General features: G+C 73.0%; 19 protein-coding genes and 1 pseudogene. 15 read left to right on the top strand and 5 right to left on the bottom strand.

What is annotated here, in order from left to right; genetic code table 11:
• Positions 1 to 54: 54 nt before the first annotated feature.
• The 4 genes from ACZ518_RS08465 to rpmB all read right to left on the bottom strand — a co-directional run bounded on the left by ACZ518_RS08465 (position 55) and on the right by rpmB (position 1,618).
• A complete protein-coding gene (locus ACZ518_RS08465; protein ID WP_469112233.1) occupies positions 55 to 813 on the bottom strand; it encodes a CobW family GTP-binding protein in 759 nt (252 codons plus the stop codon).
• Between the two features lie 4 nt (positions 814 to 817).
• Entirely contained in the window at positions 818 to 988 is a 171-nt protein-coding gene (gene rpmF / locus ACZ518_RS08460) for a 50S ribosomal protein L32 (RefSeq protein WP_363176294.1), read from the bottom strand.
• A gap of 88 nt (positions 989 to 1,076) precedes the next feature.
• Complete coding sequence (rpsN, locus tag ACZ518_RS08455; protein WP_469112232.1) at positions 1,077 to 1,382, bottom strand: 30S ribosomal protein S14; 306 nt, start codon at positions 1,380 to 1,382, stop codon at positions 1,077 to 1,079.
• On the bottom strand, positions 1,382 to 1,618 hold the full coding sequence (rpmB, locus tag ACZ518_RS08450; protein WP_469112231.1) for a 50S ribosomal protein L28: 237 nt from the start codon (positions 1,616 to 1,618) through the stop codon (positions 1,382 to 1,384). The genes rpsN and rpmB overlap by 1 nt, the downstream gene beginning before the upstream one ends.
• A 66-nt stretch (positions 1,619 to 1,684) precedes the next feature.
• Between rpmB and rpmG the strand changes: the two genes are divergently transcribed.
• The 5 genes and pseudogenes from rpmG to ACZ518_RS08425 all read left to right on the top strand — a co-directional run.
• The gene (gene rpmG, locus ACZ518_RS08445) at positions 1,685 to 1,849 is read left to right on the top strand and encodes a 50S ribosomal protein L33 (protein ID WP_427705816.1); all 165 of its coding nucleotides are present in this window, start codon (positions 1,685 to 1,687) and stop codon (positions 1,847 to 1,849) included.
• A gap of 43 nt (positions 1,850 to 1,892) precedes the next feature.
• Entirely contained in the window at positions 1,893 to 2,138 is a 246-nt protein-coding gene (locus ACZ518_RS08440) for a type B 50S ribosomal protein L31 (protein ID WP_469112230.1), read from the top strand.
• Complete coding sequence (locus ACZ518_RS08435) at positions 2,138 to 3,289, top strand: CobW family GTP-binding protein (RefSeq protein WP_469112229.1); 1,152 nt, start codon at positions 2,138 to 2,140, stop codon at positions 3,287 to 3,289. The genes ACZ518_RS08440 and ACZ518_RS08435 overlap by 1 nt, the downstream gene beginning before the upstream one ends.
• Before the next feature lie 70 nt (positions 3,290 to 3,359).
• The gene (gene rpsR, locus ACZ518_RS08430; protein ID WP_469112228.1) at positions 3,360 to 3,596 is read left to right on the top strand and encodes a 30S ribosomal protein S18; all 237 of its coding nucleotides are present in this window, start codon (positions 3,360 to 3,362) and stop codon (positions 3,594 to 3,596) included.
• A 37-nt stretch (positions 3,597 to 3,633) separates the two neighbouring features.
• Positions 3,634 to 3,900, top strand: a pseudogene (locus ACZ518_RS08425) (metal ABC transporter solute-binding protein, Zn/Mn family); the annotation flags it as partial.
• Between the two features lie 44 nt (positions 3,901 to 3,944).
• On the opposite strand, the gene ACZ518_RS08420 reads toward ACZ518_RS08425, so the two are convergent.
• Positions 3,945 to 4,565 carry a GNAT family N-acetyltransferase gene (locus ACZ518_RS08420; protein ID WP_469112227.1) on the bottom strand — a complete coding sequence of 207 codons (621 nt, stop codon included), beginning with the start codon at positions 4,563 to 4,565 and terminating at the stop codon, positions 3,945 to 3,947.
• Positions 4,566 to 4,688: 123 nt separating this feature from the next.
• Here ACZ518_RS08420 and ACZ518_RS08415 point away from each other — a divergent pair, with 123 nt between their 5' ends.
• From ACZ518_RS08415 to ACZ518_RS08370, 10 genes are read left to right on the top strand one after another with little or no spacing between them, the layout of a single operon-like run.
• Complete coding sequence (locus tag ACZ518_RS08415) at positions 4,689 to 5,963, top strand: ATP-grasp domain-containing protein (protein ID WP_469112226.1); 1,275 nt, start codon at positions 4,689 to 4,691, stop codon at positions 5,961 to 5,963.
• 50 nt (positions 5,964 to 6,013) lie between these two features.
• Entirely contained in the window at positions 6,014 to 6,850 is an 837-nt protein-coding gene (locus tag ACZ518_RS08410) for a hypothetical protein (protein WP_469112350.1), read from the top strand.
• The gene (locus ACZ518_RS08405; RefSeq protein WP_469112225.1) at positions 6,847 to 7,989 is read left to right on the top strand and encodes a PLP-dependent cysteine synthase family protein; all 1,143 of its coding nucleotides are present in this window, start codon (positions 6,847 to 6,849) and stop codon (positions 7,987 to 7,989) included. The genes ACZ518_RS08410 and ACZ518_RS08405 overlap by 4 nt, the downstream gene beginning before the upstream one ends.
• A complete protein-coding gene (locus ACZ518_RS08400; protein ID WP_469112224.1) occupies positions 7,986 to 9,050 on the top strand; it encodes a dipeptide epimerase in 1,065 nt (354 codons plus the stop codon). Before ACZ518_RS08405 ends, ACZ518_RS08400 begins: the two co-directional genes overlap by 4 nt.
• Positions 9,047 to 10,381: an MFS transporter gene (locus ACZ518_RS08395; protein WP_469112223.1), complete on the top strand. Its 1,335-nt coding sequence runs from the start codon at positions 9,047 to 9,049 to the stop codon at positions 10,379 to 10,381. The genes ACZ518_RS08400 and ACZ518_RS08395 overlap by 4 nt, the downstream gene beginning before the upstream one ends.
• On the top strand, positions 10,378 to 11,202 hold the full coding sequence (locus ACZ518_RS08390; RefSeq protein ID WP_469112222.1) for a class I SAM-dependent DNA methyltransferase: 825 nt from the start codon (positions 10,378 to 10,380) through the stop codon (positions 11,200 to 11,202). The genes ACZ518_RS08395 and ACZ518_RS08390 overlap by 4 nt, the downstream gene beginning before the upstream one ends.
• Positions 11,199 to 12,779 (top strand): ABC transporter substrate-binding protein, encoded by a 1,581-nt coding sequence (locus ACZ518_RS08385; RefSeq protein WP_469112221.1) that lies wholly within the window; start codon positions 11,199 to 11,201, stop codon positions 12,777 to 12,779. Before ACZ518_RS08390 ends, ACZ518_RS08385 begins: the two co-directional genes overlap by 4 nt.
• Positions 12,767 to 13,723: an ABC transporter permease gene (locus tag ACZ518_RS08380; RefSeq protein ID WP_469112349.1), complete on the top strand. Its 957-nt coding sequence runs from the start codon at positions 12,767 to 12,769 to the stop codon at positions 13,721 to 13,723. The genes ACZ518_RS08385 and ACZ518_RS08380 overlap by 13 nt, the downstream gene beginning before the upstream one ends.
• Positions 13,720 to 14,535: an ABC transporter permease gene (locus tag ACZ518_RS08375; protein WP_469112220.1), complete on the top strand. Its 816-nt coding sequence runs from the start codon at positions 13,720 to 13,722 to the stop codon at positions 14,533 to 14,535. Before ACZ518_RS08380 ends, ACZ518_RS08375 begins: the two co-directional genes overlap by 4 nt.
• Positions 14,532 to 15,935 carry an ABC transporter ATP-binding protein gene (locus tag ACZ518_RS08370; RefSeq protein ID WP_469112219.1) on the top strand — a complete coding sequence of 468 codons (1,404 nt, stop codon included), beginning with the start codon at positions 14,532 to 14,534 and terminating at the stop codon, positions 15,933 to 15,935. The genes ACZ518_RS08375 and ACZ518_RS08370 overlap by 4 nt, the downstream gene beginning before the upstream one ends.
• The last annotated feature ends 25 nt before the right edge of the window (positions 15,936 to 15,960 follow it).

Below are 15,960 nucleotides of genomic sequence, written 5' to 3'. Positions count from 1 at the left end.
CACCGTGCCGGGCCGGGCGGTGCCGTGGCTGCGACCACCGCCCGGCCCGGAGTCTCAGGCCGCCGCCGTCACGGGTGCGGCGGCGGGCTCGTGCTCGCAGGCGTCGTCGATGCCGTACGTCTCCCACTCCGGGAACTCGTCCTCGGCCGGGACTGGTTCGCCCGGGCTGAGCAGGCAGGCTTCGAGCGCCGCCCGGAGCGCCTCGGCGCGGAGTCCGGTGCCGATGAAGACCAGTTCCTGGCCCTGGGCGGTGTCCGGCCCGCGGGCCCCCGAGGGTTCGAACCGGGCCACCGCGCCAGCGCGGAACACCAGTGAGGAGATGCCGTACTCCTCGGTCTCCGCGACGTGGTCGCCGTTGAGCTCCTTGACCCATCCCGGGGCCTGCTGGGCCCGCTCCACGTCGAACAGTCCCATACCCAGGAGCTGTTCGAGCGCGACGTGGCCGCGTACGGCGGGCACGATCCGGGCCTCGGGATTGAGCCGGGCGAGGGTGGCGCGCAGTCGCGCGGCGTCGCCCGGCCCGATCAGGTCGAGCTTGTTGAGGACGATGACGTCCGCGAACTCGACCTGGTCCATGAGGAGATCGCTGACGGTCCGCTCGTCGTCCTCGTACTGGTCGAGGCCGCGCGCCACGAGTTCGTCTCCGTCGGCGAGTTCCCGCAGGAAGTTCGAGGCGTCGACGACGGTGACCACGGTGTCGAGGCGGGCGAGGTCGCCTTCGCGGTTGCTCAGGACATGGTTGAGCAGAGTGGTCTTTCCCGCGCCGAGGAAGCCGGACAGAACCGTCACCGGCAGGCGGTCGTACGAGGTCACGCGATCAGCCTTCGGGGCGGATGAGGCCGCGCTCGTACGCCTTCACGAGGCGCTGGGGGACCTGGTGGACGGAGCCGTCGACGGTGATCGGCACGAGCTGGGGTGTGGTCGCCTTCCACTGGGCGCGGCGGTGGCGGGTGTTGCTGCGGGACATCTTCCGCTTGGGGACGGCCATGTGGGACTCCTCGGTCTGGAATGATTGCTTGCGGGTCAGTGTGCGGATGTGTCCGATCGGGCGGGTCGGCGCGGGGGCCGGGTGTCGCCTACCAGGACGACTTCGTCACTCCTGGCAGGAAGCCCGCATGCGCCTGCTGCCGGGCTCGCACTCGCGAGAGCCCGAACTTGCGCAGGTGGCCGCGCGGGCGGCCGTCCACGCTGTCGCGGTTGCGCACTCGGGTGGCGCTGGCGTCGCGCGGTTGCCGGCGCAGCTCCGCGAGGGCGGACTCCCGTTCGGCCGCGGTGGCGGACGGGCGCCGGATGACCTCCTTGAGTTCGGCCCGCCGGGCGGCGTACCGCGCGACGACCTCCTTGCGCTTCTCGTTCTGCGCGATCTTGCTCTTCTTCGCCATCAGACCTTCCCTCCCCGTGCGCGGATCCGGGTCACGGCGGCCTCGATGCCGATCGCGTCCACCGTCTTGATCGCCTTGGCGCTGAGTGTCAGGCGGACGTGGCGCCCCTCGCTCGCCAGCCAGTAGCGCTTGCGCTGGATGTTCGGGTCGAAGCGGCGCGAGGTGCGCCGGTGCGAGTGGGAGATGGTGTTGCCGAAGCCCGGCTCGGCGCCGGTCAGTTGGCAGTGGGCTGACATGCGTGCTGCCGCCTTTCTCGCTCAGATGCGTATTGGTAATGAAAACCAGTGTCATATACTAGCCCCATGGCACGCAACGAGATCCGCCCGGTCATCAAGCTCCGCTCCACGGCGGGCACCGGGTTCACCTATGTCACCCGCAAGAACCGGCGCAACGACCCCGACCGGCTGATGCTGCGCAAGTACGACCCCGTCGTACGCCGGCACGTCGACTTCCGCGAAGAGCGCTGATCCCCCGCACACCCCGCCCCGCCCCATCGAAAGGCCCCCTGCCATGAAGCCCGGAATCCACCCCGCCTACGGGCCCGTCGTCTTCCGCGACTCCGCCTCCGGCACCGCGTTCCTCACCCGCTCCACCATGACCAGCGACAAGACCGTCGACTGGGAGGACGGCAACACCTACCCGGTCGTGGACGTGGAGATCTCCTCCGCGAGCCACCCCTTCTACACGGGCACCGCTCGCGTTCTCGACACCGCCGGCCGCGTCGAACGGTTCGAGCGCCGCTACGGAGCCCGCTGATGTATCACGGTCACCAGCTCCCCGTCGTGATCGTCGCCGGTCTCCACGCCGATGCGCGCAAGAAGGTCGTCGAGCGGCTCCTCCGGACCGTTCCGGGCAGCGTGGCGCTGCACCACGACCTGGCGGCGGCATCCGACGGCACGGTGCTCCGCCTGATCCGCGACGCCGGCGGCACCGTCTCCCGCGGTGAGACACCCCTGGTCAACGACTGCGCGTGCTGCGCGCTGCGCGAGGACCTGGTTCCCGAACTGGAGCGCATGGCGGACAGCGGTCTGACCCGTCTCGCCGTGGTCGAGCTGTGGGACTCGGTCGAACCCAAGGCCATGGCGGAAGTCATCGCCGGGCACGGCGGAGACCGTCTGGTCGTGACGGGCGTGATCACCGCCGTGGACCCGGCACTCGTCCTGCCCTACCTCGCCAACGGCGACGACCTCGCCGAGGCGGGGCTTGCGGCGGCCCCCACCGACCAGCGGACCGTCGGTGACACCTGGGCCCGACAGCTGGAGTACGCGCCCGTCCTCGCCGTCGTCGACAGCGAGGAGGCCGACGACGAGGACCACGCGCTGCTCGCGCAGCTGCACCCCACCGCGCGCCGGGTGCCGGCTGAATCCGTCGACCTCGCGCGGGCCGCGTTCGCCGGCTTCGACGTCGAGGCCGCCGCGGCCGCCCAGCACCCCGCGTGCGCGCTGCTGCCCCAGGAAGCCGACGAAGCGGGCGTCACCACCTTCGTCTGGCGCCGCCGACGGCCCTTCCACCCCGAACGCCTCTACCAGGCACTCGAGGACCTGTGCTGCGCCGCCGCCCGCAGCCGCGGCCGGTTCTGGCTCGCCGACCGCCCCGACACGCTGCTCGCCTGGGACGCGGCCGGCGGGGCGCTGTGCGTGGAGAGCGCCGGGCCGTGGCTGGCGTCACTGCCCGACGCGGCCTGGGACATGGTCCCGCCCATGCGGCAGGCGGCAGCCGCACTCGACTGGCATCCGGACCACGGCGACTGCTGCCAGCACCTCGTCTTCACCTCGCCCGGCCTGGACCGGGACGGGCTGGAACGACTCCTCGACTCCTGCCTGCTGACGGACGCGGAGTACGGGTCGGGACGCGAAGCCTGGAAGCACCTGCCCGCCGCGTTCGACTCCCTCCTCGACGCCGCCTGACACCCGCAAGCCACCTGACCACGGCCCGGCGAGGCCGTAACCGAATCGTTCCTGCAAGGAGAAGCCACCCATGGCCCGACGCCCGCACCCCGGCAAGCCCGTGAAGTCCCGGCCCAACCCGCTCGACGCGGCCAGGATCACCTACATCGACTACAAGGACACCGACCTGCTGCGGAAGTTCATCTCCGACCGCGGAAAGATCCGCAGCCGACGCGTCACCCGGGTGACGGCCCAGCAGCAGCGGGCCCTCGCCACCGCCATCAAGAACGCGCGCGAGATGGCCCTGCTGCCGTACGCCGGCCGCTGACGGAGTCCGAGCGCATCGCCCGGACGCCGCCGACCGGATCGCCCGGGCCCTCGGCAAGGTCTCACCGGCCGACGCCGACGCCTTCCGGAAGAACGCGCAGGTCTTCAAGGACGAGCTGGCGGGGCTCGAGGTGCGGACGGACCGCATCGAGGCTCGCCACTCCGGTACCCCTGTGGCGGTCACCGAGCCCGTCCCGCTCTACCTGACCGAGGCCCGCGGCCTTCAGCGGGGCCGTCGAGGAGGGCGGGACGAGGTCTCGCCCGGGGTCCTGCGCGAGACCCTGGCGCTGTTCACCGGGCGTCAGGTTGACGCTTTGGTCCAAGGAAGCGCCCCCGGAGGGGCGGCGGGTCACGTGACGGCGGCCGGCTCCCGGTCAGGTCCCGTCCCCGGCCCGGAATCCGGTCCCGTCACGGGCAGCGGCATCTCGAAGTGGACGGTCCCGAATCCGCCGTGTTCGCCGGTGGTGCGGGCGTCGAAGACCTCGGTGGCCATGCTGCGCCAGAAGTGTTCCGCGCCGGGGATGTCGACGTTGGTGTGCAGGTAGATGCGCTCGTAGCCGGGTACGGCCGCGGCGAACGCGCAGGCGGTGTGCACCATGGCGCGGGCCAGTCCGTACCGCCGGTGGTCAGGGCGTACGTACACGCGCAGGAGCTGTGCGGTCCGTCCCGAGGGGTAGCGCTCGACGAGGCTTCGCGGGTGTGGCGGGTGGGCGGGGCCGCGCGAGTTGAGTGCGGTGGTGCCGACCACCTCGCCGTCGCCGTGTACGGCCACGACGAGGGTGTGGCGTGGATGCCGCAGGTAGGTGCCGTCGAGGTCGACGACGTCGGGGTGCCAGTCCGGTACGTACCCGTAGCCGAACTCCCGGTAGAAGGTGTCCAGCATGACCCGCCGGGCTCCGGGCAGGTCCTCGGTTCTCGCGTGCCGCACCGTGTACGGCCCGACCCTCTGACCTCGCGTCAGCTCTGTCATCGCACTCCGCCTCTCATGCTCCGGGGGCCGCAGGCTATCGGAAAACTGTCGTATTGGAAATGAAAACGATTTCCTATAACGTCGGCGTCGCACAGAGCCGACGGCAGTCTGGGAGGAAGTCCGGTGGGACATCTGCTGGTGATCGAAAGCTGGGTGGGGTCGATGAGCAGGCTGCTGCCCAGGGCCATCCGCGAAGACGGGCACGAGTTCACCTTCGTCACCCGCAACCTGCACCACTACCTGCGCCCGTCCCCCGCGGGGGACGGGCCGCACCCGCTGCTCACCGCCCGCAACGTCATCACGGCGGACACCAACGACACGGGCGCACTCCTGGCCCGGCTCGAAGGCCTGCACGCCGTCCTCGGCTTCGACGGGGTGGTCTCCTCGTGCGACTACTACCTGCCGGCCGTCGCGCACACCGCCCGGCGGCTCGGACTGCCCGGGCCCTCCCCGGAGGCCGTCGAGGCGGCGTGCCGCAAGGACCTGACGCGCCGTGTGCTCGCCGAAGGCGGCGTCCCCGGACCGCGTTTCGCGCTCTGCGCCGGGGCCGCGGAGGCAGCGGTCGCCGCTCGTGAGATCGGGTACCCGCTCGTCGTGAAGCCGGTGGACCTGTGTGCGGGCATGCTGGTCCGCGCGGTGGGCGACGAGCGCGAACTGGAGCTCGCCTGCCGGGCCCTCACCGAGTTCCCGGTCAACGCGCGCGGCCAGGACCGTGCACCCGTCATCCTGCTCGAGGAGCTGCTGCACGGGCCCGAAGTCAGCGTCGAGACCGTCTCCTTCGGCGGCGCCACGCACGTCGTGGGGGTCACCGACAAGAGCATCGGCGGTGCGCCCGCCTTCATCGAGACCGGCCACATGTTCCCGGCCGGCATCGAGGAGGCCCTGGCGTCGGAGGCCGCCGAGACCGCGCTGCGGGCGGTCAAGGCGCTGGGCCTGGACCAGGTGGTCTGCCACACCGAGATCAAACTGACGCCCGACGGGCCCCGGGTGGTCGAGGTCAACCCCCGCCCGGCCGGCAACCGCATCACCGAACTCGTCCGGCACGTGACCGGCGTCGACCTGGCCGCCGCCTGCGTGGACGTGGCCCTGGGACGCACGCCCGACCTCGCGCCGCGACCCACCGGCGTGTCGAGCGCCGCCATCTCCTTCCTGCTGCCCGACAACGACGGCATCCTCGCCGGCATCGAGGGGGCGGAGGCCGTTCGAACCCGGCCCGAGGTGCTGGAGCTCAGCCTCGCCGAACCCGGCCGCACCGTGCGGCGCGCCACCAGCAACAACGAGTACCTCGGCCACGTGATGACCGCCGACACCGAGGGGGGCGGCGCCCGCGCCGCCGCCGAGCGGCTGCTGGCCGGCCTGCGTCCCTGTTACGAGCACTCGCCGGTGGTGTCTGCGTGACCCCTCCGGCCCTGCACACACCTGAAACGATCCCGGTGGGCGAGCAGCGCCTGCATGCCGAGCCCGTCGTCCGGAGCGTCGACCAGCTCTTCGGCGCGGTCCTGGCCGGGGCGTACGGCCCCGACCCGGCCGGCGAGCGGATCTCGCTCGCGTTCACCACCTCCCAGGCCGTGCGGCACGAAGGACGCAGCAGCGGCTACCGCAACGAGGTGCTCAGCCTGCGGCTCGACGCGGCGGTCGGATCCTGCGCGGTCGAGCCCGGGGCGCTGCCCGGACGTGCCCTCGACGACTGCGTGGGCGCCAGCGTCGCCGACCTCCTCGGGCATCCGTTCCTGCCGGTGCGGATCGCGGCGCTCGACGCCTATCTGGCCCACGTTCGCCCGCACCTTCCGGACAACGGCGCCCGCCCGTACGCGCTCCCGGCGGGCAGTTCGCTGAGCCGTTCGCGTGCCCGGGCGCAGGCGGTCGTCGACCTGCTCCCCGCCGAGGTCTCCCGGTCCGGTGAGCGCCGTCCGGTTCTGGTGGTCGGGGTGGTCAACTCGCTGCTGGAGAGGTTGCGTTCGCGAGGCCTCGACTACCTGCCGTGCGACCTCAAAGGCGGCACCACGGAGTGGGGCGAGCCCGTCCTCACCGACGCGGCCGCACACCTGGACCACTGCGGCGCCGTCCTCGCCTCGGGCATGACCCTCGGAAACGGCTCCTTCCAGGGCCTGCTCGATCATGCTGCCGGGACCGGGAAGCCCCTGGTGATGTTCGCCCAGACCGGCAGCGCCGTCCTGCCCCGATTCCTCGGGGCCGGGGTGAGCGCCGTCTCGGCCGAGGCGTACCCGTTCTTCTGGCTCGACGGCGGCCCCGGGGTCATCCACCGCTACGGAGGCCGTCCGTGACCATCGCTCCGTTCGTGCACCGGTCCCCGGTCCCCGCCGCCAACCTCGGTCTGCTGCCCCTGTTGGGGCGGACTCCTGTCGCCCGTGTCCAGACCGACCTGCCCCACCCCCACCCCGGCTTCTGGGCCAAACTCGAATGCCTCAGTGCCGGCGGGATGAAGGCCCGGGCGGCGATGTCCATGCTCACCGGTGCCCGCAGACGCGGTGAACTGCGCCCCGGCGCCCCGGTCGTGGAGTCCACCTCCGGCACCATGGGCATCGGTCTGGCCTTCGCCGGGCAGGCCCTCGGACACCCCGTCGTCCTCGTGGGCGACACCGAGCTCGAGCCGTCCATGCGGCAGTTGCTGCGCACCTACGGCGCCCGCCTGGAGCTCGTCGACCGCCCCGCGCCGCAGGGCGGCTGGCAGGCCGCCCGCATCGCCCGGCTGCGCGAGGTCCTGGCCCGGACCGAGGGCGCGTACTGGCCCGACCAGTACAACAACCCGGACAATCCCGCGGGATACCTGTCCATGGCCGGGGAACTGATCGGCCAGCTCGACCACCTGGACGTGCTGGTGTGCAGCGTGGGCACCGGCGGACACAGCGCCGGACTGGTCGGCCCGCTGCGCCGGCGCTGGCCCCGCCTGAAGGTCATCGGCGTCGACTCCGTCGGCTCCGCGATCTTCGGACAGCCCGCCAGGCCGCGCCTGATGCGCGGGCTCGGCAGCAGCATCCACCCCCGCAACGTCCGCCACGGGGCGTTCGACGAGGTGCACTGGGTGGGCGCCGCCGAGGCCGTCGACGCCTGCCGCAGGCTGGCCCGTACGAGCTTCGTCAGTGGCGGCTGGAGCACCGGCGCCGTCGCCCTGGTCTCCGCGTGGGCCGCACGGGCCGAGCCCGGCGCCGTCGTCGCAACCGTGTTCCCCGACGGCCCGCACCGCTACCTCGGCACCGTCTACGACGACGACTTCTGCCACGCCCACGGCCTGACCGCCACGGCCCCGGCCACCCGCCCGCTGGAGATCCGGCACCCGTATGCGGCCGAGGCCCTCGGCTGGACCCGCTGCCGGACCGTCGTCGATCCCCTCGCCGATCCCGTCGCCGCCCCCGGCGGCCGAACCCGCGCTGCCCGCGTTCCGGCCCCCGGAGGTGCCGTATGAGACTCACCTGGCACACCGCCTCGCTGGAACTGGCGGAGCCGCTGCGCATCTCCCGCTCCGTGATGGCCCGCCGCGACGCGGTCTGGATCAGTCTGGAACACGGAGGGTTGCGCGGCTGGGGGGAGGCCGTCAGCAGCGTGTACCTCGGGCTGCCCACCGAACGCATCCTTCGCCACCTGAGCACCCTCCGGGCGGCGGTCGAGCGCCTGCCGGACCCGGAGACCGCCTGGGCGGAACTCGCGCCCGCCGGCCCTGTGGGCGCGGAACTGCCCGCAGGGGTCCTCGCCGCCGTCGAGTCAGCCGTACTGGACCTCGTCGGCAAGCGAGCCGGCCAACCCGTCCACCAACTGCTCGGCAGCCCTCTGCCGCCGTCCGCGGCGACGGCACGCACCATCGGCATCGTCCCGCCCGTCGCCGCTGCCGCCCAGGCCACCCGGCTCGCACTGGCCGGATTCAGCGTGCTGAAGGTCAAGGCCGGATCCCCCGACCCGGCCGAGGACCTGGCCCGGGTCGAGGCCGTCCGTGCGGGAGCGCCTGCCGTTGACCTGCTGCTCGATCCCAACGGCGCCTGGACCGAGGACCGGGCCCACGCGCTGCTGCCCCGCTTCGCGGCCCTCGGCGTCACGGCCGTGGAACAGCCGATCGCCGCCGGGCAGCCCGAGGCCTTGGCCCGGGTAGCCGCCGCCTCCCCGATCCCGGTGATCGCCGACGAGGACGCGGTCTCCTACGAGGACGCCGCGGCCCTCGCCGGGCGGGTCCACGGGGTCAACGTGAAGCTCGCCAAGTGCGGGGGCGTACGGGCCGCGCTGCGCATCCAGGCCGCCCTGCACGGCAGCGGCACCGACCTCATGCTCGGCTGCATCACCGCCAGTTCGCTCGGCATCGCGCCCGCCGTCCACCTGGTCGACCGGGCCCGCTGGATCGATCTCGACGGGCACCTGCTGCTCGCCGACGACCCGTGGTCCGGGATCGGCGGCGCCGACGGCACCGTACGCCCCGCACCGCGCGGTGGCCTCGGAGTGCTGCCCCGTGCGGCGATATCCGTAGGCGCCGGAAGATGAGAACCATCGCCGCGGTGTGCGGCTTCCCGCCGGCCGTGCGGCTCCTGCTCGTCAACCAGCTCGGCGTCAACATCGGCTTCTACCTGCTCATCCCGTACCTGGCCACGCACCTGACCGACGACCTCGGACTGTCGGCGGCGGTGGTCGGCCTGGTCCTGGGCCTGCGCAACCTGAGCCAGCAGGGACTGTTCCTGATCGGGGGCTCGGCCGCCGACCGCCTCGGGGCCCGTGGAGTGATCATCGTGGGCTGCGGCGTGCGCACCCTCGGCTTCGCCCTGTTCGCCCTGGGCGACGCTCTGCCCGTGCTGATCGCCGCATCGGTGCTGAGCGGGCTGGCCGGTGCCCTGTTCAACCCGGCCGTGCGGACCTACGTCGCCCAGGAGGCCGGTGACCGCAAGGCCGAGGCCTTCGCCCTGTTCAACGTCTTCGCCACGGCGGGCGCGCTGATCGGGCCGCTGCTGGGGAGCCTGCTGCTGTTCGGCGGCTTCCGGGTGGCGGCGCTCACCGCCGCGGGCGTGTTCGCGCTGCTCACCCTCGCGCAGGCGAGGGTGCTGCCCGCCCGGGCCGTGCCGCCTCCGGCCGGCTCCGTGCTCGGCGACTGGCGGGAGGTCGCGGGAAACCGCCGCTTCGTGGCCTTCGCCGTGGCCATGGTCGGCATGTACGGCATGGAGAGCCAGCTCTACCTGCTCCTCCCGCATGCCGCGCGGCAGGCCACCGGCTGGGCGGGGGCAGTCGGGCTGATCTTCGTCGTCGGGACCCTCGCCAATTTCGCGCTCCAGCTGCGCCTCACCCGGAGGCTGGCCGTGCGGAGCGGCGGCCGGGGCCGGTGGATCGCCGCCGGGCTGACCGTCAGCGCGCTCGGCTTCGTACCCCCGATGCTCGCGGCGGGAGCCGCGGGGACCCACCCGGTGCGGCTGCTGCCGGTCCTGGCCGGGGCGCTGCTCCTGTACCTCGGGCTGATGACCGCCCAGCCGTTCGGCATGGAACTCATCCCCTCCTTCGGCCGCGCCGAGCTCACCGGCACCTTCTACGGCCTGTTCTACGCCGTGTCCGGAGTGGCCGCCGCGGCCACCGGCGCCGGTGTCGGGTGGGCCATGGACGCCGCCGCGTACGGCGGCCCGGTCTGGCTTCCCTACGCCTGCTGCACGGCCCTCGGCCTGACCTCGGCGGCGGCCGTGACCCTCTTGCACCGGCGCCGGGCCCTGCCCCGCGTTCCCGCCCCAGCAGCCGCCTCCGCCGGCCCGGACTCCCCGGCCCCGGAGGACCCGGGCCCTGCGCCGGACGCGACGACCGCCACCCCCGACCCCCGTCCCCTGAGCGAGACCAGATGAACACCGGAAACCTCCTCACCGACCACCCCGAGCTCTACGAAGAGCGCTTCCCCGACCCCGACCGGCTCGCCGCCCGCTGGGCCGAGGACACCCTGCGCCGGCACGGCGCCGGACCCCGGGTCCTGGACGTCGGCTGCGGCACCGGACGCGACGCGGCCTGGCTGCACCACCACGCCGGACGCGAGGTCACCGGGATCGACACGGCCGAGGCCATGCTCGCCCACGCCGAACGCCGGCACCCCGGCCCGGACCACCACCGCGCCGACATGCGGGACTTCGACCTCGGCCGCACCTTCGACGCCGTCCTCTGCCTGGACAGCGCCCTGCTCTACTGCCACACCAACGAAGACCTCACCTCGTGCCTCGCCGCCGTCCGCCGCCACCTCGCCCCCGGCGGACTGCTCATCGCGGAGATGCGCAACGGCGCCTTCTTCCTCGGCAACACCGAACTCCTCGACGGACCGCGCACCGCCTCCTTCGACTGGCGCGGCACCACCCACACGTCCCGCACCACCCTGTGGATCGACCACGGCGCCCAACTCCTGCGCCGCCGCAGGACCTGGAACGCCGACGACGGCACCCCGCCCCAGGAGCAGCACTCCGCCTGGCGGCTGCTGTTCCCCCAGGAACTGCGGTACTTCCTCACCACCGCGGGCTTCGAGGTCCTCGACCTGTACGACCGTCCCGGCCCGCGCACCGAACCGTCGTGGCGTGAAGGCGACTCCCCGCACGGGACGGCGAGTTCCGACCGCCTCCACCTCGTCGCCCGGCTCAGTCCCCAGAACCACCCCCGGTACAGCAACGGAGACAGCACACCGTGAACAACCACCGCTCCGGCCTCGCCCGCCGAGGCTTCCTCCTCGCCACCGCGACGGCCACCGCCGCCGCCCTCGCCCTCACCGCCGGATGCTCCGCCGGCACCGCCAAGACCGCCGACCCGAAGAACGCCGCCGAAGCCGGCACCCCCAAGCGCGGCGGCACGCTGCGCGCCGCCTTCGCCGGCGGCGGGGCGAACGAGACCCTCGACCCGCACGCCGCCAACCTGTTCGTCGACGCCGCCCGCGCCAAGGCCCTCTACGACAAGCTCGCCGACTTCGGCGCCGACCTCGCGCCCGTCCCGCGGCTCGCCGAGCGCTGGGAGCCCAACGGGACCCTCGACACCTGGAAGATCACCCTCCGCAAGGCCGCCTTCCACGACGGCCGCCCCGTCACCGCCGAGGACGTCCTCTACAGCTACCGCCGGATCGCCGACCCCAAGGGCACCTTCCGCGCCAAGGCCTCCCTGGAACCCATCGACCTCGCCGCCAGCCGCGCCCTCGACACGACCACCGTCGAGTTCAAGCTGAAGCGCCCCTACGCCGAATTCCCCAACGTACTCGCCGCGTTCGGCGCCCACATCGTCCCCGAGGACACCACCTCCTTCGACAAGCCCGTCGGCTCCGGACCCTTCACCTTCGCCTCCTTCACCCCCGGCAAGTCCCTGGTGGTCAAGCGCAACGACAACTACTGGGAGGGCGCACCCCACCTCGACCAGGTCGAGTTCGTCGTCGCCACCGAGGAGTCGGCCCGGACCAGCGCCCTGCTCGGCGGCCAGGTCCAGTACGCCCACGAGCTCAGCCCCGCCACCGCCCGCACCCACGAGGGCAAGGGGAAGATCGAGATCACCCGGCTGCCCGGCAGCTCCATGCAGGGCTTCGTGATGAAGACCGACCGGCCGCCGTTCGACGACAAGCGCGTCCGCCAGGCGTTCTTCCTCATCGCCGACCGCAAGGAACTCGTCGACGGTGCCCTGTCCGGCGCCGGCGAGGTCGGCAACGACCTCTTCGGCAAGGGCTACCAGTACTACGCGTCCGATCTGCCGCAGCGCACCCAGGACCTGGAGCGGGCCCGGGCCCTCCTCAAGGAGGCGGGAGCCGAGAACCTCAAGGTCACCCTGGACACCGCACCCGCGGCCACCGGCTTCATCGAGGCCGCCGGAATCTTCAAGGAGCAGGCCGCCAAGGCCGGCGTCACCGTCGAGGTCAAGGTCGGCAACAAGGACACGTACTGGAAGGACATCCTCGACAACGGCACCTTCGCCTCCTACCGGTCCGGGTCCATGCCCATCGAGTCCCACATCTCGCAGCGCCTGCTGACCGGCTCGACCACCAACGCCACCAAGTGGCAGCAGAAGGACTTCGACGACCTCTACCAGCAAGCCCAGTCGACCCGCGACGAGAAGCAGCGCGCCGCCCTCTACGAGAGGATGCAGCGGCGCCAGTACGACGAGGGCGGCTTCCTGATCTGGGGCTTCGCGGACTGGATCGTCGCCACCGCGCCCACCGTGCACGGCATCTCGGCGAAGGCCCCCGCCAACACCCTCGACTGGGCCCGGTTCGACAAGCTCTGGCTCGCGTGACCCGGCACCTGAACTGGGCCGGCCGCCGTCTGCTCCTCGGCACGGGGCAGACGGCGGCCGTCGTCCTGTTCGTCTTCGTCCTCACCGAGGCACTGCCCGGCGACGCGGCGGTCGCCCTGGCCGGGGACCAGCCCGACCCCGAGCGCATCGCCCGGATCCGTGCGGCCCTGGAACTCGACCGACCCGCAGCCGAACGCTTCCTGGACTGGGCCGCCGGACTCGTCCACGGCGACCTCGGCACGTCGCTGGTCAGCGGACGGCCCGTCGCCGCCTACCTGACCGGCGGCCTCGGGCCCACGGTGCTCCTCGCCTGCGCCACCCTCCTCGTACTCCTGCCGCTGTCGGCCGGGCTCGGCGTGCTCTGCGCCCGCCGCGAGGGCGGCCCGCTGGACCGCACCCTCAGCGCCCTGACCCTGGCCGTGCACTCCGTACCCGAATTCGCCCTCGGCGTGCTGCTCGCCACCCTGTTCGGGCTGTGGCTGGGCTGGCTGCCGCCCACCGCGGTCGGCGCCGACCCGCTGACCGAGCCGGCCGTCCTGGCACTGCCCGTCCTCGTACTCATCTCGCGGCCCGTATGCACCATCAGCCGCCTGGTCCGTGCCGGGATGATCGACGCGATGGCCTCGCCGTACGTCGCCCAGGCCCTGCGCTACGGCGTCAGCGGCACCCGCGTCCGCTGGACGCACGCCCTCCCCAACGCCCTCGCTCCGGCAGCGCAGCAACTGGCCCGGACCTGCGACTGGCTGCTGAGCGGAGTGATCGTCGTCGAGGCCCTCTTCGTCATCCCCGGACTGGGAACCGTCCTCATCGACGCCGTCGCGGCCCGGGACGTGCCCGTCGTCCAGGGCATGGCCGTGGTCTTCGGCGTGGTCACCGTCCTGGCCAACCTCGGGGCCGACCTCGTCGCCCGACGCTTCGCCCCCCGCGCGGAGGTGGTCGCGTGAGGCACCGTGCATCCAGGTACGCCCTCGCCGCCGGACTCATCGCCGTCCCCCTGCTGCTGGCCGCCCTCGGACCGCTGCTCGCCGGACCGGCCGGCCCGCGCTCGGTCTCGTTCGACTCGGGCGCCGGGCACTTGCTGGGCACCGACTTCTCCGGCCGGGACGTCTGGCGGCAGGTCCTGCTCGGCGGCCGCTCCGTGGTCCTCGTGGCGCTCGCGGCGACCGGGCTCGCCTATCTGGTCGCCGTCCCGCTGGGGCTGACCGCGGCGCTCACCGGCCGCACCTGGCTGGAGGAGACCCTCATGCGGCCCCTCGACGTCCTCATCGCCGTCCCGTCGCTCCTGCTGGTGCTGCTCGTCGCATCGACGCTCTCGCCGGGGCCGGCCGGGCTCGCCGCCCTGGTGGGACTGGCCGCCGTACCCGACGCGGTGCGCGTGGTGCACGCGGCGGCGGCCGAGATCTCCGCCCGGCCCGCCGTCGAGGCCCTGCGGATGCAGGGCGAGTCCTGGTGGCGTACCGCGTTCGGCTACGTCGCCCGTTCCATGCGCCGGACCCTCGCCGCCGACGCGGGGATCCGGCTGACCGGGGCCCTGTACCTGGTGGCCACCGCCGCGTTCCTCGGCATCGGCGTCCAGCCGGACGCCGCCGACTGGGCGGTGATGGTGGACCGCAACCGCACCGGCCTGTTCCTGCAGCCGTGGGCGGTGGTGGTGCCTGCCCTGCTCATCGCGGCACTGTCGATGGGCACCAACCTGCTCTTCGACGCCGCCCTGCACACACCGGCGAAGGCCGCGAGGAAAGGAGGCCGGGGATGAACCCGGTCGCGGAAGTCGAAGGACTGAGCGTGGAGGTGGCCGGCAGCACGCTCGTCGAGGGCGTTGGCCTGACGGCCCGCGCCGGACGGATCACGGCCCTCGTCGGGCCGTCCGGCAGCGGAAAGACCACCACCGGACGCGCCCTCCTCGGCGAGTTCCCGGCCGGTGCCCGGGTCGACGGCCGTGTCATCACCCCGGGACCCGGCTCCGTCGGCTACGTACCCCAGCACCCCGCGGCCGTCCTCAATCCCGCCCGCCGCGCCGGCGCGCTGCTGCGAGACATCGCCGCCCGGCGGGGCGGGACCCGTCACGAGATCCGCGACCGTGTGGAGCACGCCCTGCGCCGGGCACAGCTGCCCGACCCGGAGATGGTGCTGCGCCGCTACCCCCACCAGCTCTCCGGCGGCCAACAGCAGCGGGTCGTCATCGCCCAGGCACTCCTGCTCGGAGCCGAGCTGATCGTCGCCGACGAACCCACCACCGGCCAGGACCCCGCCACCAAAGAAGGCATCGTCAAGGCCCTGGCCGACGTCGCCGAGCAGGGAATCGCACTGGTACTGCTGAGCCACGACTGGGACGTCGTACGGCAGCTGGCCGACGACGCGGTCGTGCTGCGGGCCGGCCGGGTCGTGGAACGGGGTCCCGCCGACGCGGTGCTGCCCGCCGCGCGGCCCGTACTCCTCAAGCCGCGTGCCTCCGTCCGGCCCGCCGCCACCCGGATCGGGGTACAGGAGCTGACCGCCCGGCACCGCACGGTGCACGGCACCGTTCCGGTGCTGCACGGCGTCACGCTGTCGGTCGGGCCGGGGGAGTGCCTCGCCGTGACCGGCCGATCCGGCAGCGGCAAGACCACCCTGGGCCGCTGCCTGGCCGGCCTGCACTCGGCGTACGACGGGGTGGTCCAGCTCGACGGGGCCCCTCTGCCGCCCAGCCTCCGCGCCCGCACCCGCACCGAACTGGCCGCTGTCCAATACGTGTTCCAAGACCCCAAGGCGGCCTTCGACGAACACCGGCCGGTCCTCGACCAGGTCGCCCGCACCGCGGTCCGGCTGCGCGGCGCCGACCGGGACACCGCACGCCGGACGGCCATACGGACCTTCGAGGACCTGGGCCTGACCGAGGAGCTGACCCTGCGCCGCCCCGGGGCGCTGTCCGGCGGCGAACTCCAAAGGGCCGCCCTGTCCCGGGCCCTGCTGGCCGAGCCCGCGGTCCTGGTCTGCGACGAGATCACCTCCGGGCTCGACACGGCCACCCGCGACGCCATCCTCACCCACCTGGCCGGACTCCGGGAACGGCACGCCCTGAGCCTGGTGTTCATCACCCACGACGGGGCAGCCGCCGACGCCCTGGCCGACCGAACCGCGGTCCTCGACACCGGCCGATTGGTCAGGTGCCGGTAGCCATGACGATGTCTTGCCGCAGTCT

The sequence above is a fragment of the Streptomyces sp. NPDC033966 genome (assembly GCF_055575955.1).
Note: the sequence above shows the minus strand (reverse complement) of the source record. Positions and strands in the feature narration are given on the sequence as shown.

Bases quoted from the DNA above. Each gene is read 5' to 3' on its own strand.
- rpmF (WP_363176294.1), bottom strand. From the start codon at position 988: ATGGCCGTCCCCAAGCGGAAGATGTCCCGCAGCAACACCCGCCACCGC.
- rpsN (WP_469112232.1), bottom strand. From the start codon at position 1,382: ATGGCGAAGAAGAGCAAGATCGCGCAGAACGAGAAGCGCAAGGAGGTC.
- rpmB (WP_469112231.1), bottom strand. From the start codon at position 1,618: ATGTCAGCCCACTGCCAACTGACCGGCGCCGAGCCGGGCTTCGGCAAC.
- rpmG (WP_427705816.1), top strand. From the start codon at position 1,685: ATGGCACGCAACGAGATCCGCCCGGTCATCAAGCTCCGCTCCACGGCG.
- ACZ518_RS08440 (WP_469112230.1), top strand. From the start codon at position 1,893: ATGAAGCCCGGAATCCACCCCGCCTACGGGCCCGTCGTCTTCCGCGAC.
- ACZ518_RS08435 (WP_469112229.1), top strand. From the start codon at position 2,138: ATGTATCACGGTCACCAGCTCCCCGTCGTGATCGTCGCCGGTCTCCAC.
- rpsR (WP_469112228.1), top strand. From the start codon at position 3,360: ATGGCCCGACGCCCGCACCCCGGCAAGCCCGTGAAGTCCCGGCCCAAC.
- ACZ518_RS08420 (WP_469112227.1), bottom strand. From the start codon at position 4,565: ATGACAGAGCTGACGCGAGGTCAGAGGGTCGGGCCGTACACGGTGCGG.
- ACZ518_RS08400 (WP_469112224.1), top strand. From the start codon at position 7,986: ATGAGACTCACCTGGCACACCGCCTCGCTGGAACTGGCGGAGCCGCTG.
- ACZ518_RS08395 (WP_469112223.1), top strand. From the start codon at position 9,047: ATGAGAACCATCGCCGCGGTGTGCGGCTTCCCGCCGGCCGTGCGGCTC.
- ACZ518_RS08390 (WP_469112222.1), top strand. From the start codon at position 10,378: ATGAACACCGGAAACCTCCTCACCGACCACCCCGAGCTCTACGAAGAG.
- ACZ518_RS08370 (WP_469112219.1), top strand. From the start codon at position 14,532: ATGAACCCGGTCGCGGAAGTCGAAGGACTGAGCGTGGAGGTGGCCGGC.